At 72.2% G+C, this 12762-nt stretch carries 13 protein-coding genes; 3 read left to right on the top strand and 10 right to left on the bottom strand.

The annotated features are described in order from the left end of the window. Positions 1–134: 134 nt before the first annotated feature. The 5 genes from ACIPYW_RS01340 to ACIPYW_RS01320 form a co-directional block, all read right to left on the bottom strand. Positions 135–1433, bottom strand: a complete 1299-nt coding sequence (locus ACIPYW_RS01340) for a carbohydrate-binding protein (RefSeq protein WP_400410104.1) — start codon at positions 1431–1433, stop codon at positions 135–137. Positions 1434–1588: 155 nt separating this feature from the next. Next, positions 1589–2437 carry a class I SAM-dependent methyltransferase gene (locus ACIPYW_RS01335; RefSeq protein ID WP_400410102.1) on the bottom strand — a complete coding sequence of 283 codons (849 nt, stop codon included), beginning with the start codon at positions 2435–2437 and terminating at the stop codon, positions 1589–1591. Positions 2438–2479: 42 nt separating this feature from the next. Next, complete coding sequence (locus ACIPYW_RS01330; RefSeq protein WP_400410099.1) at positions 2480–3640, bottom strand: Mrp/NBP35 family ATP-binding protein; 1161 nt, start codon at positions 3638–3640, stop codon at positions 2480–2482. Continuing rightward, positions 3633–4130 (bottom strand): DUF1003 domain-containing protein, encoded by a 498-nt coding sequence (locus ACIPYW_RS01325; protein WP_290134277.1) that lies wholly within the window; start codon positions 4128–4130, stop codon positions 3633–3635. The genes ACIPYW_RS01330 and ACIPYW_RS01325 overlap by 8 nt, the downstream gene beginning before the upstream one ends. 34 nt (positions 4131–4164) lie before the next feature. Next, a complete protein-coding gene (locus ACIPYW_RS01320; protein ID WP_290132495.1) occupies positions 4165–5484 on the bottom strand; it encodes a magnesium transporter MgtE N-terminal domain-containing protein in 1320 nt (439 codons plus the stop codon). 91 nt (positions 5485–5575) lie between these two features. Here ACIPYW_RS01320 and ACIPYW_RS01315 point away from each other — a divergent pair, with 91 nt between their 5' ends. After that, the gene (locus ACIPYW_RS01315; protein WP_400410097.1) at positions 5576–6577 is read left to right on the top strand and encodes a general stress protein; all 1002 of its coding nucleotides are present in this window, start codon (positions 5576–5578) and stop codon (positions 6575–6577) included. A 209-nt stretch (positions 6578–6786) separates the two neighbouring features. Here ACIPYW_RS01315 and ACIPYW_RS01310 read toward each other — a convergent pair whose 3' ends face one another. Both ACIPYW_RS01310 and ACIPYW_RS01305 read right to left on the bottom strand, forming a co-directional pair. Continuing rightward, complete coding sequence (locus ACIPYW_RS01310) at positions 6787–7269, bottom strand: GNAT family N-acetyltransferase (protein ID WP_400410094.1); 483 nt, start codon at positions 7267–7269, stop codon at positions 6787–6789. 9 nt (positions 7270–7278) lie between these two features. After that, positions 7279–8763, bottom strand: a complete 1485-nt coding sequence (locus ACIPYW_RS01305; protein ID WP_400410092.1) for an aminopeptidase P family protein — start codon at positions 8761–8763, stop codon at positions 7279–7281. Between the two features lie 70 nt (positions 8764–8833). Here ACIPYW_RS01305 and ACIPYW_RS01300 point away from each other — a divergent pair, with 70 nt between their 5' ends. Continuing rightward, complete coding sequence (locus ACIPYW_RS01300; RefSeq protein ID WP_400410090.1) at positions 8834–9706, top strand: PHP domain-containing protein; 873 nt, start codon at positions 8834–8836, stop codon at positions 9704–9706. An 88-nt stretch (positions 9707–9794) separates the two neighbouring features. Here the strand turns inward: ACIPYW_RS01300 and ACIPYW_RS01295 are convergent, their stop codons facing one another. Beyond that, positions 9795–11297 carry a DEAD/DEAH box helicase gene (locus ACIPYW_RS01295; protein WP_400410088.1) on the bottom strand — a complete coding sequence of 501 codons (1503 nt, stop codon included), beginning with the start codon at positions 11295–11297 and terminating at the stop codon, positions 9795–9797. Between the two features lie 84 nt (positions 11298–11381). Between ACIPYW_RS01295 and ACIPYW_RS01290 the strand changes: the two genes are divergently transcribed. Beyond that, positions 11382–12095 (top strand): ferritin-like fold-containing protein, encoded by a 714-nt coding sequence (locus tag ACIPYW_RS01290; RefSeq protein ID WP_400410086.1) that lies wholly within the window; start codon positions 11382–11384, stop codon positions 12093–12095. A gap of 94 nt (positions 12096–12189) precedes the next feature. Here ACIPYW_RS01290 and ACIPYW_RS01285 read toward each other — a convergent pair whose 3' ends face one another. Together ACIPYW_RS01285 and ACIPYW_RS01280 are read right to left on the bottom strand one after the other, a co-directional pair. Continuing rightward, positions 12190–12486 (bottom strand): hypothetical protein, encoded by a 297-nt coding sequence (locus tag ACIPYW_RS01285; RefSeq protein ID WP_400410084.1) that lies wholly within the window; start codon positions 12484–12486, stop codon positions 12190–12192. Position 12487: 1 nt separating this feature from the next. After that, positions 12488–12712 carry a DUF3107 domain-containing protein gene (locus ACIPYW_RS01280; RefSeq protein ID WP_400410082.1) on the bottom strand — a complete coding sequence of 75 codons (225 nt, stop codon included), beginning with the start codon at positions 12710–12712 and terminating at the stop codon, positions 12488–12490. Positions 12713–12762 lie beyond the last annotated feature (50 nt).

Genomic DNA, 12762 nt, shown 5'->3' with positions numbered 1-12762 from the left:
CGACTCACAGATCGAGGCCCGGGGGGGGGGCGGGGCCCCGGGCCCCCCCCCCCACCGCCCCCCCCCCCCCCCGGCCCCCCGCGGGGGCGGCGGCCCCCCCCCCCCCCCCCCCTCCAGTCCGTCGTGGGTGGCGTCTACTCCAGGTCCGCGAGGAACCGGTCGGTCCACGCGAGTGCCGGTGCGCTCGGGACCGAGCTGCACGTCGCCATCGCCGTCGTCGAGGAGCACGGGGTGTCCCGGTCGAGCGACCACACGTGGACGCCGGCGAGGCCGTTCGCCTTCGCGTAGGACGTCAGCGTGTCCACGTCGGCGAGGGTGAAGACCTCGTCCGAGGCGTCGTTCACGCCGAGCATCGGGGTGACCTCGATCTTCGACGGGGCGATGCCGTAGGTGTGCTCGAGGTTGGTGACGGCCTGGATCGCCGACCGCCCCATCTCGCAGGTCGAGCCGGAGAGCACGCAGTTCGCAGCGGACGCGCGGCCGAAGTCCATCGTCATGAGGTTGACCGTGTAGTGCGTCAGGCTCGACGCGTTGATGGCCTTGACCACGGCGTCACCGGTGCTGTTCAGGCCGCCGTACGACCCGTCGGACGCGGCGAGGGTCGCGAGGGTGAACGAGAACCGCATGCCCGGGTACTTCGACTGCGCGAGCGCCGCGGCGTTCACGAGGTTCTGCACGTCGGCGACGGACTGCCCGCTCTCGATGTCGAAGTCGACGCCGATCATGTGGGAGGTCGCGTACCTGGCGATGAACGACTGCAGTGCCGTCCCCGAGCACGTGAACGAGCCCGCAGCCCCGCCGGTGCTCACGATGTAGTTCACCCCCGCGGCGTCGAGCTTCGGGATGTTGGCGCTCGCGAACGCGTCCGCGGCGACCCCGCCCCAGTTCTCGCTGCCGCAGGTGCCGGTGGCGAAGGCGAGGGTGATCGCCTTCAGGCCCGGTTCGCGGGTGGAGACGAGGCTGTTCGACGAGCCGACGACGGGGATGCGCGTCCCGGTGGCCGCCGTGTTCATGACGTTCGTGTTCCAGTCGAGGTTCACCGTGACGTCCTTGTACGGGCTGAACACGAGGCCGCTCGCGGTCCCGCCGCTGCCGCCGGTCCCGGTGCCGCCGGTCCCGGTGCCGCCGCCGGTCCCGGTGCCGCCGCCGGTCCCGCCGCCCGTGCTCGTGCCGCTGCACGCGCCCGTCGACGTCCACGGCTGCCCGCTGCCCGACGCGCCCGAGTGGGTCGCCGGCTCGTCGCCCTGCGTCCACCAGTTCGCGGTGTAGTTCGTGCCGTTCTCACTGACGGTGGCGCCGCCCGAGTACGCGGTGCCCGCGCTCCACGCGGTCGCGCACGTCGGCGTGGCCGCCGTGGCCGGAGCCGCGGCGACGGCCCCGCCCGCCAACGCGGCCGCGACCGCCGCGACGATCCCGATCCTGGTCCTGGTCATGCTGATCACACGGTCCTCCTGTCCTCGGCCCGGCGACGTTGCCGAGCGGGGTGGAGCTCCTGCGGACCCGATTTCGCAGGAGCATTGTGGAATACCCCTGCACAATGCACCCGCGTGGAACGACCTGTCCATGAAAGGACGTACAGGCGAGTCGGTTAGTCCTTTGTCGCCACGATCGTGAACGTGGTCGGCACACGGTCGCGATCGGCACCGGGCCAGGCGAAGTCGCCGTCGGGGAGCTCGTCCATCCGGGCACTGAACCGCCACGGCAGCGTCCGGCCCTCGTCCAGGAAGCGCAGCCGCAGACCGGAGCCGAGGAGCGCGTTCACGATCTCCGAGAGCGGGTGCGGCCACTCGTAGGTCCTGGTGTTCGCGACCGTGCCGTCACCGACGTAGGTGCCGGCGTCGTCCCACTGCTGCGCCGTGCCGTCGGCGAAGTACCGGTGTCGTGCGACGAGTTCGTCGGCGTCCTCGTCGAGGGCGTACATCGCCGGGTGTCCGTCGCGGATGAAGAACACGCCGCCGGGCCGGAGGAGCGCGGCGATCTGCCGTGCCCAACGGTCGAGGTCGTCGAGCCAGCAGATCGTCCCGATGCTCGTGTACACGACGTCGAAGTCGCCGGTGACCGCGGCCCGGGCGTCGAGGACGTCCGTCTCGACCCAGGTGGCCTCGACGCCGAGGCGGTCGGCCAGGCCCCGGGCGGAGGCCAGGGCGGCGGGGGAGAAGTCGACGCCGGTGACCCGAGCACCCTCGCGCGCCAGCGACACCGTGTCCGTACCGATGTGGCACTGCAGGTGGCAGAGATCGAGCCCGTCGAGGGAGCCCCCGGGGAGCCAACGGGCGAGGACGGGCAGGTCCTCGCGGACGACGCCGGAACGGTGGTCGGGGTCGCTCAGTGCGTCGACATCGTAGGCGCCCTCGTGGATCGGGACACGGTCGTCCCAGTTTGCGCGATTCGTGTCGCGGGCCTGGTCCCAGTCGACGCTGACGTGATCAGTGCTCATGGACTCGACCCTACCGAGCGGACGTCCGACCCTCGGCGACGGTCAGCCGACGGACAGCCCGAGCTTCCGCCCCGCGAGGCCACGGCCCATCGTCGTCACCCGGTCCGCGATCGCTCCGAGGGCCACCGCTGCCGGATCGTCCGGCGCGCCGGTCACGACCGGCACCCCGGCGTCCCCGCCCTCCCGGAGCGGCACCGACAGTGGCACGCTGCCGAGGACCGGCACCGGGGTGTCCTGCCCGCGTGAGAGCCGAGCGGCGGTCTCGGCGCCACCGCCCTCGCCGAAGAGGTGCAGGACCGAGCCGTCGGGCTGGACGAGCCCGGCCATGTTCTCGACGACACCGATCACCCGCTGCCCGGTCTGCCGTGCCACGACCCCGCTGCGCTCCGCCACGTCCGCGGCAGCCGCCTGCGGTGTCGTGACGACGAGGACCTCGGCGTGGGGGAGCAGCTGGCCGACCGAGATCGCCACGTCGCCGGTGCCGGGCGGGAGGTCGAGGAGCAGCACGTCGAGGTCGCCGAAGAAGACGTCGGTGAGGAACTGCGACACCGTTCGGTGCAGCATCGGCCCCCGCCAGGACACCGCAGTGGAGACGTCGTCGACGAACATGCCGATCGAGACGACCTTCACGTCGTGGGCGACCGGCGGCAGGATCATGCTGTCGACCCGGGTCGGTCGCGGGGCCACGCCAGCGTCGTCCGTGAGGCCCATGAGCCCCGGGATGCTGAAGCCGTGCACGTCGACGTCGACGATGCCGACCCGCTGGCCCCGGGCTGCGAGCGCGACGGCGAGGTTCGCCGTGACGGTGGACTTGCCGACGCCGCCCTTCCCGCTCGTCACCGCGATCACCCGCGTCAACGAGTCCGGCGTGAACTGCACGCCGCGCGGGCGACCGGCACGGAGCCGCTCGGTGAGGGCAGCCCGGGTCGCCGGGGACATGACGGAGACGTCCACGTCGACCGCGGTCACGCCGTCCACGGAACCGGCGGCCGCACGGACGTCGCGTTCGATCGTGTCGGCGGCCGGGCACCCCGTGATCGTGAGCTGCAGGTCGACGCGGACCGTGCCTCCCGGCTGGACGTCGACACCACGGATCATGTCCAGCTCCGTGACGGGCCGGCGGATCTCGGGGTCCACGACGCGGCCGAGCGCCGCGAGGACCGCGCCGCCCAGCTGCTCGTCGGAGCGGCCGGGGTCAGCCACGGGCCGCGGTGCCGGGCTCGTCGGCGAAGCCGGCGGAGTCCGCGTCTCGCCGGTCGAGCTCCTCGAGCAGCGACCGGATCTCGGCGCGGATGAAGTCCTTGGACGCCATGTCCCGCATCGCGAGGCGCAGCGCGACGACCTCGCGGGCGAGGTACTCGGTGTCGGCGAGGTTCCGCTCCGCGCGCTGTCGGTCCTGCTCGAACTGCACGCGGTCACGGTCGTCCTGCCGGTTCTGCGCGAGCAGGATGAGCGGAGCCGCGTACGAGGCCTGCAGCGAGAGCACGAGGGTGAGCGCGGTGAAGCCGATCGCCGCCGAGTCGAACTGCCACGGCTTCGGCGCCACCGTGTTGTAGATCATCCAGACCGCACAGAAGAGGGTCAGGCCGACGAGGAACCACGGCGTGCCCATGGCCCGTGCGATGCCCTCGGTGGCGCGACCGAACGTGTCGCCCCGACCGCGACGGCGGGTCGGGAGCACACGGGTGCGCATGCCCTTCGGGGAGTCGAGGCGCTCCTGGCGGGTGTCATCCGTTCGGGCCACTGGTGGTCCTCCTTCCCGTGGTCACGGGCGTCTTGCGCGAGCGTTGGCGAGGCAGGGGTGAGGGTTCTCCCTCACCCTGACTTCGCCAGTCGTCGGGCAGGACGTGGTCGAGGACGTCGTCGATCGTCACCACCCCGACGAGACGGTGGGCGTCGTCGACCACGGGGACGGACAGCAGGTTGTAGGTCGCCATGATCCGCGTGACCTCCGCGGCGCTGGCGTCGACCCGGACCGGTTCGGTCTGCTGGTCGATGAGCGTGCCGAGCCGCTCGTTCGGCGGGTAGCGGAGCATCCGCTGGAAGTGCACGAGCCCGAGGAACCGGCCGGTCGGCGGCTCGTACGGCGGGAGCACGACACAGACGCTCGCGCCGAGGGCCGGTGCGAGCTCGTGGCGTCGGACGAGCGCGAGCCCCTCGGCCACGGTCGCGTCGGCCGAGACGATCACGGGCTCGGTCGTCATGAGACCACCGGCCGTGTCGGGCTCGTACTCGAGGAGCATGCGGACGTCCTGCGCCTCCTCCGGCTCCATGAGCTGGAGGAGGGCCTCGGAGCGGTCGTCCGGGAACTGCGCGAGCACGTCGGCGGCGTCGTCCGGCTGCATCTGGTCGAGCACGTCGGCGGCGCGGGCGTCCTCGAGGCGGCTCAGGATCTCGATGCGCTCCTGGTCGGGCATCTCCTCGAGGACGTCGGCGAGCCGGTCGTCCGGGAGTTCCTCTGCGACCTCGAACCGGCGCTCCTCGGGCAGGTCGAGCAGCGTCGACGCGAGGTCGGCCGGCAGCAGGTCGGAGTAGGCGGCGATGACGTGCTCGGCGGACTGTGCCTCGCCGGGGAGTTCGTCCTCGGTGACCTCGTTCCAGGTCGCGAACGTCGTCGGACCCTTGCCGAACGGGGACGGCGTCGTCTTCGGCTTGCGGAGGAAGAGCTGCGACACCTCCCAGTCGCCCTGCCCGCGGTCCTCGATCGCGACGTCCTCGATCGTCGCCCGGATGCGTTGGTTCTTGATGAGCACCTTGCGGCCGAGCATCTCCGCGATCACGCGGACCTCGCCGCCGCGCTGCTCGAAGCGGCGCATGTTCACGAGGCCGGTGGTGATGACCTGGCCGGCACCGATCGACGTGATGCGGCCCACGGACACGAAGATGCGGCGCTTGCCGGGGACCTCGACGATCAGCCCCACGACGCGCGGGGAGTCGACGCGTCTGTAGACGACCAGGACGTCCCGGACGCGGCCCACGCGGTCGCCCGCGGGGTCGAAGACGGAGCACCCGGCGAGGCGGGCGACGAAGACCTTCGTGGCGCTCACCAGACCAGCGTAGCCGTTCGGTGCGGTGCCGGTCGGCGGCTTCCCTGGGAGCGCACGTGCGATTGCAAGGTGTCCGGTGGATGATGGCTGAGTGAGCAATCAGAGCCCCTTCGGCGGCCGGACGGCCCAGGCATTCCCGACGCTGCCACGTGGCGACGTCCTCGGCACCTACGACAGCTACCCGGAGGCGCAGCGCGTCGTCGCGAAGCTCGCCGAGTCGGACTTCCCGGTCGCCAAGATCGCGATCGTCGGCAACGACCTCAAGACCGTCGAGCGGGTCACCGGCAAGATGACCTACGGCCGTGCCGCCATCGCGGGCGCGCTGTCCGGCCTCTGGCTCGGCATCTTCTTCGGCATCGTCCTCACCCTCTTCTCGCCGACCGCCGGCGGCCTCATCATCGCTGCGGCCATCATCGGTGCCGCGTTCGGCATGCTCTACGGCATCGTCTCGTTCGCGATCACGAAGCGGCAGCGGGACTTCACGAGCGTGCACCAGGTGCTCGCGACGAACTACCAGATCGTGGTGGACCCGCAGCTGACCGGGCAAGCGCAGAAGATCCTCGGGCAGTTCGGTGCGACGCAGTCCACCCACTGGGACTCGCCGTCGTCCTCGCAGGGTGCGCCGGTGAACCGGCAGGAGCCCTGGCGGCCCGAGCCGCGCCAGCCGCAGGAGCCGTGGCGGCCTGACCCGCGTCAGCAGCAGGCGCCCTACGGCGGGCACGCGACGCCCCACCAGCAGCCTGGAGGCACGCAGCAGTCCGGTACTTCGGCTCCCGGCGCGCAGACGGGAGCGCCGCGGTACGGCACGAACGACGGGCCGCGGTACGGCGAGGTGCCGTCCGGCGCTCCGGCCGGTCCTGCCGCCGGGCAGCCCGGGGCCTCGTCGAGCGCTCCGGCGGGTCCGCCGCGCTACGGCACGAACGACGGTCCCCGGTACCAGCCGCCGGCAGCCGGGTCCGACCGCCCCGACGAGGCAGCACGTACCGACGAGCAGCCCCAGTTCGGCGAACGGGTGACCCCCACGTCCGCGCCGGAGCAGGGCCGTGGCGACGGGGAGCGACGTCCGGGTGACGAGGAGTCTCCGCGCTCCTGACGGGTGCTCCGCCGCCGGGACGACGCTGCTGGTCGCACGACGTGCCGTGCGCCGAACGGCGCTGGGACGACGCGCCGCTGGTCGCACGACGTGCCGCGCGCCGAACGTGTTGGTCGCACGAAGTGTCGGAGCGCGCGAGGTCGAGCGGCAGGTCGTGCGACCAACCGAGGGCGCGGGCGCGGCGCGGGCGCGACGCCGGGCGGCCGGGGCTACAGGACCTTGGAGTAGCAGACGGAGGTCGGCACGCCCGCGTACGGGCCGAAGTTCGCGATCCGCGTGAAGCCCTCGCGTTCGTAGAACCCGATCGACCGTTTCTGCTCCGTGCCCGTCTCCAGCACGAGCGCCGGTGAACCCAGGTCGAACGCTGCCTCTTCCAGACGACGGAGGAGCGCGGTCGACACCCCGGCGCCGCGCGACTCCGGCCGCACGTACATCCGCTTGATCTCCGTGATGCCGTCCTGCACGACCCGCAGCCCACCGCAGCCGAGCGGCGTGCCCGAGGCGTCCCGCGCCACGAAGAACACCGCGATCGACTCGGCCGTGGGCTTCTCGCCCGGCTCGGTGTCCTGCCCGTAGGCGCGGTCGATCTCCAGGCGCTGCGCGGCACGGAGGCGCTGGGCGTCCGGGGAGTCGAAGTGCTCGACCTCGATGTCGAGGTCGTCCGTCGTCGGCGTGTGCTCGGGCGTGGTCACCCGCTCAGGCTAGCGGCCGGAGCGGGCGATCCACCCCTCCACTTCCGAGGGGGTCCGGGGGATCCCGATCGACAGGTTCTCGGCGCCGTCCTCGGTCACGAGGATGTCGTCCTCGATGCGCACGCCGATGCCGCGGAACTCCTCCGGCACCGTCAGGTCGTCCTGCTGGAAGTACAGGCCGGGCTCGATCGTGAACACCATGCCGGGCTGCACGACGCCGTCGATGTACATCTCACGGCGGGCCTTCGCGCAGTCGTGCACGTCGAGTCCGAGGTGGTGGCTCGTCCCGTGCACCATGTACCGGCGGTGGAACTGGTTCTCGGGCTGCAACGACTCGTCCGCCGTGCCGGGCAGGAAGCCCCACTCGGCGGTCTTCCGGGCGATGACCTCCATCGCGGTGGCGTGCACCTGCCGGAAGGTGATGCCCGGCTTGACGATCGCGAACGCCGCGTCCGCCGCTTCGAGCACGGCTTCGTAGACCATCCGCTGCACCTCGGTGAAGGTGCCGCTCACCGGCAGGGTGCGGGTGATGTCGGCGGTGTAGAACGAGTCGACCTCGACCCCCGCGTCGATGAGGATCAGGTCGCCCGGCTGCACGGCGCCGTCGTTCCGGGTCCAGTGCAGGATGCAGGCGTGGTGTCCGGACGCCGCGATCGTGTCGTACCCGACGGTGTTGCCGTCCGCGCGGGCACGGCGGTTGAAGGTGCCCTCGACGATGCGCTCGCCGCGGGGGTGCGCCAGCACGGCGTCGAAGTCGGCGATGACGTCGTCGAACCCGGCCTTCGTCGCCGCCACGGCCTGGCGGAGCTCGTGCACCTCGTACGCGTCCTTCACCAGGCGGAGCTCCGAGAGGTCGCGGGCGAGGACGTCGTCGGTCGCCGGGGCGCCGTCCTGCTCGGGGGCGCCGCCGACCGCGCTGCCGAGACGCTCGTCGAACGAGCGGGTCAGGTCGGTGTCGGCGTCGCGGACCACGAGCACGGTGGCGTCGAGGCCGTCGACGACCGCGTCGAGGTCGCCCAGGTCGGCGGTGGCGACGCCGAGGTCGGCTGCGACCTCGGCCAGGGACGGACGCGGCCCGACCCAGAACTCGCCGATCTCCGGGTTGGCGTAGAACTCCTCGGAGTCGCGGCCCGCCGTCGCCCGGAAGTACAGGGTGGTGTCGTGCCCGGAGCCGTTCGGTGTCATCACGAGCACGGAGCCGACGACCGTGTCGGAGCCCCAGCCGGTGAGGTGCGCGAACGCGGAGTGCGGTCGGAACGGGTAGTCGCAGTCGTTCGAGCGGACCTTCGCCTGGCCGGCCGGCACGACGATCGTGCGGCCGGTGTGCAGCTCGGAGATGCGTGCCCGACGTGCGGCGGCGTGCGCGGCCTGCTCGCGGGGTCCGGGGAGCGGGCGCTCGCGCTCGGCCCACTGTGACCCGATGTAGTCCTTGAAGGTCGAGGAGCCGGGGGTCGTGGAACGGTTGCTCGTCGCGCGGGGAGTGGTGTCGGCCATGCACCCATCCTCGCACCGTCCCGACCACCGCGGCCTGTGCGCGTGCTCGCCTGTGGATACCATTGGCGACGTGCCCGATCCGTTCATCGACCTGCACACGCACTCGAGCGTGTCCGACGGCACCGAGCGCCCCGCCGAGCTCGTCCGGGCCGCCGCAGCCGCCGGGTTGGACGGCGTCGCACTGACGGACCACGACACCACCGCTGGCTGGGACGAGGCGATCGCGACCGCCCGCGAGCTCCCGGTCACGCTCCTGCCAGGCCTCGAACTCAGCACCCGCATCGGGTACCGCAGCGTGCACGTGCTCGGGTACCTCGTCGACCCGACCGACCCTGCGCTCGTCGCCGAGACCACCCGCATCCGCGACGGCCGCCTGGCCCGCGCGCGCCGCATGGTGGAGCGCATCGGCGCCGACCACCCGCTGACCTGGGACGACGTGCTCGCGCAGGCCAGTGAGGGCGCGACCATCGGACGCCCGCACATCGCGGACGCCCTGGTCGCCCGCGGCCTCGAACCGGACCGGAGCGCGGCGTTCCGCGGCATCCTGCACCCGGCCTCCGGGTACTACGAACCGCACGAGGCTCCGTCGCCACTGCGCGGTGTCGAGCTCATCCGCGGTGCCGGCGGCGTCCCGGTCATCGCGCACCCAGCAGCGTCGTCGCGCGGCATCGTCATCGACGAGGAGATGCTGCGCGCCCTCGTCGGCGCGGGGCTCGGCGGCCTCGAGGTCGACCACCGCGAGAACGTCTCCCACGGCAAACGCACCCTGCTCGACTGGGCGGTGCGCTTCGACCTGTTCGTCACCGGGTCGAGCGACTACCACGGCACCGGCAAGCCGAACCGACTCGGTGAGCACCGCACGTCCCGCGCTGCGTTCGACGCGATCGTCGCCGAGGCCACCGGTTCCGCACCCGTCTCCGGTCCGGGCGCCCGCCTGGCCTGACCCGGCAACCCGGTCCCTTCCCGACCCCGGTGGGCGGGGACGACGAAGGGTCCGTCGCGTCAGCGACGGACCCTTCGGCCCGGAGGCGCTACTCGCCTTCGCCGGCGGCCTGCGGTGCCGAGGCGGTCGCCTCGGACGAGCCGGCACCGCTGCGGCGACGACGTCGACGGCGGCGCTTGGCGGCCCCGTCACCGGAACCGGCCTCGGCGGTCGCGCCGTCCGCGGGGGGAGAGGTGGGCGCCTGCGTGTCGGACGGCTCCGTCGTGGCCGGTGCCGAGCCTCCCGAGCGGGTGCGACTGCGCGAACGCGACCGCGAGCCGCCGGAACGACCCTCGCCCTGCTGACCGCCGCGCTGGCGGTCGCCACCCTTGCCCTCGCCGGTGCCGGCCGACGCGGCGTGCGCCGACGAACCGGGGAGGCGGCCCTTGGTGCCGGCGGGGATGTCGAGGTCGGCGAAGAGGTGCGGGGACGACGAGTAGGTCTCGACGGGCTCCGGGATGCCGAACTGGAGCGCCTTGTCGATGAGCGTCCACTTGTGCAGGTCGTCCCAGTCGACGAACGTGACCGCGATGCCGGTCTTGCCGGCGCGGCCCGTGCGGCCGGCACGGTGCAGGTAGGTGTCGGGGTCGTCCGGGATCGTGTGGTTGATGACGTGCGTCACGTCGTCGACGTCGATGCCGCGGGCCGCGACGTCGGTCGCGATGAGGACGTCGCGCTTGCCGGCCTTGAAGGCGGCCATGGCGCGCTCGCGCTGCTCCTGGTTGAGGTCGCCGTGGACGGCGGCGGCGTTGAAGCCGCGGTCCTTCAGCTCCTCGACGAGCTTCGCGGCGGCGCGCTTCGTCCGGGTGAAGATCACGGTCTTGCCGCGACCCTCGGCCTGCAGGATGCGGGCGATGACCTCGTCCTTGTCGAGCGAGTGCGCGCGGTAGATGACGTGCTTGATGTTCGCCTGCGTCAGGCCCTCGTCCGGGTCGGTCGCGCGGATGTGCACCGGGCGCGACATGAAGCGACGGGCGAGGGCGACGATCGGGGCGGGCATCGTCGCCGAGAACAGCATCGTGTGCCGCACGGCCGGGACGGCCTGGAAGATGCGCTCGATGTCCGAGAGGAACCCGAGGTCGAGCATGCGGTCGGCCTCGTCGAGGACCACCTCCTGCACGTGGGAGAGGTCGAGGAGGCGCTGGCGCTGCAGGTCGATGAGGCGGCCCGGGGTGCCGACGACGATCTGCGCGCCGGCCTTGAGCTGCTCGATCTGGCCCTCGTACGCCTTGCCGCCGTAGATCGACACGATGGTCGTCGGGCGGTTCGAGGTGGCCAGCTCGAGGTCCTCGGTCACCTGGACCGCGAGCTCGCGGGTCGGGACGACGACGAGGGCCTTCACGCCCGGCTCCGGAGCGGCTCCGAGGCGCTGGATGAGCGGCAGGCCGAAGCCGAAGGTCTTGCCGGTGCCCGTCTTGGCCTGACCGATGATGTCCTGCCCGGTCAGGGCGAGCGGGATCGTCTGCTGCTGGATCGGGAAGGGCTCGATGATGCCCTTCGTCGCGAGCGCGTCGACGATGTCCTGCTCGATGTTGAGGTCTGCGAAAGTCAAAGAATCACCTTAGTCCTGGTGGAAGTCCCGACCAGTCTACCGACGCGGACCGGGGTCCCGGGTCCGGACCCCTATGCTGCTGGCGTGGTCTCTTGGTGGAACCGGAAACGTGCTGCGCGGCTGGCTGCCGCCTGGCTCGCCTCGCGCAACCCGAAGAAGGCGTCCGGTGAGCGGCTCCGGCTGGACGACGTCAGCCCCGAGCTCGACGTCTACCTCGGTCAGGCCGCGTACCTGCAGCTGTCGATGTACGAGACGATGGGCCGCGCCGGGGCAGCGGCGCCGACGCTCTCCGGACGGCTGGTCACGGGCGTGCTCGCGACGACCGCGCTCGAGCGACACCGGACCATCGTCGCCGAGATCGAGCGGAACGGGCAGGACCCGGCCGAGCTCATGGCCCCGCACCGCGAGGCGATCGACCGCTTCCTCGAGCGGACGAGCGGTGCCGACTGGTACGAGTCGATGCTCACCGGCTACGTCACCGCCGGCATCCTCAACGACCTGTTCGACGACCTGCTGCGCTCGCTCCCGATCGACGTCCGGCAGCGGCTCCGCACGGTGTTCGACGCGCGTGAGGAGGCAGCGGTCGTGGAGGAGCTGACCGCGCACATCGAGGCCGATCCCCGCGTGGGCTCGCGACTGGCGATGTGGGGCCGGCGACTCGTCGGGGACACCCTGCTCGTGGCGCGCTCGGCGCTCGCGTCGCACGCCCGGGAGGACCAGTCGCGGCTCGAGCCGGTCTGGACGGAGCTCATCGCGGCGCACAGTCGGCGGATGGACGCGCTCGGTCTCACCGCCTGAGTCGCGGACCAGCGCCGGCGGCTCTGCTGCGTTCGCAGCGCCGGCGGCTCTGCTGCGTTCGCCGGAGCGGTCGGCCGCGGCGCGGCTCAGCGGTTCAGGCGCCGTTCGCCCGGACGCGCTCGTAGTACGCGTCGTCCGCTGCCCGGCGACGGCTGCCGAGCACCCACGCGGCCACGGACGCCGCGACGGCCGCGCCGACGAGTGCCACGACCCAGATCCAGCCGCCGTCGTACGGCCACCCGGCCCAGGTCAGGGCCTCCCAGAGCACGGCCGAGGCGACGCCGCCGACGACCGGACCCACCAGGACGCCCCGGCTCGCGCGCCACGGCAGCACGACGTGCGCGACGGCCCCGACGAGCAGGCCGCCGAGCACGGCGAAGAGCAGCTCCACGTCAGGCGACGAAGCCGATGCGACGAGCCTCTTCCGCGCCGACCTCGACGTACGCGAGCGACGCGACCGGCACGATGAAGCGACGGCCCTTCTCGTCCTGCAGGGAGAGGTGCGTGGCCTTCGCCGTGAGGGCCTCCGACACCGCCTGCTCGATCTGGTCAGCGGTCTGCGCGCTCTCGAACGCGATCTCGCGCGGGCTGTTCATGATGCCGATCTTGATGTCCACGACCACAGCGTAGCGGGGCGGTCCCCGGCTGCTCCGGCCGTTCGCCGCGG

The organism is Curtobacterium sp. NPDC089689 (assembly GCF_044749145.1).
GTDB lineage: Bacteria > Actinomycetota > Actinomycetes > Actinomycetales > Microbacteriaceae > Curtobacterium.
Note: the sequence above shows the minus strand (reverse complement) of the source record. Positions and strands in the feature narration are given on the sequence as shown.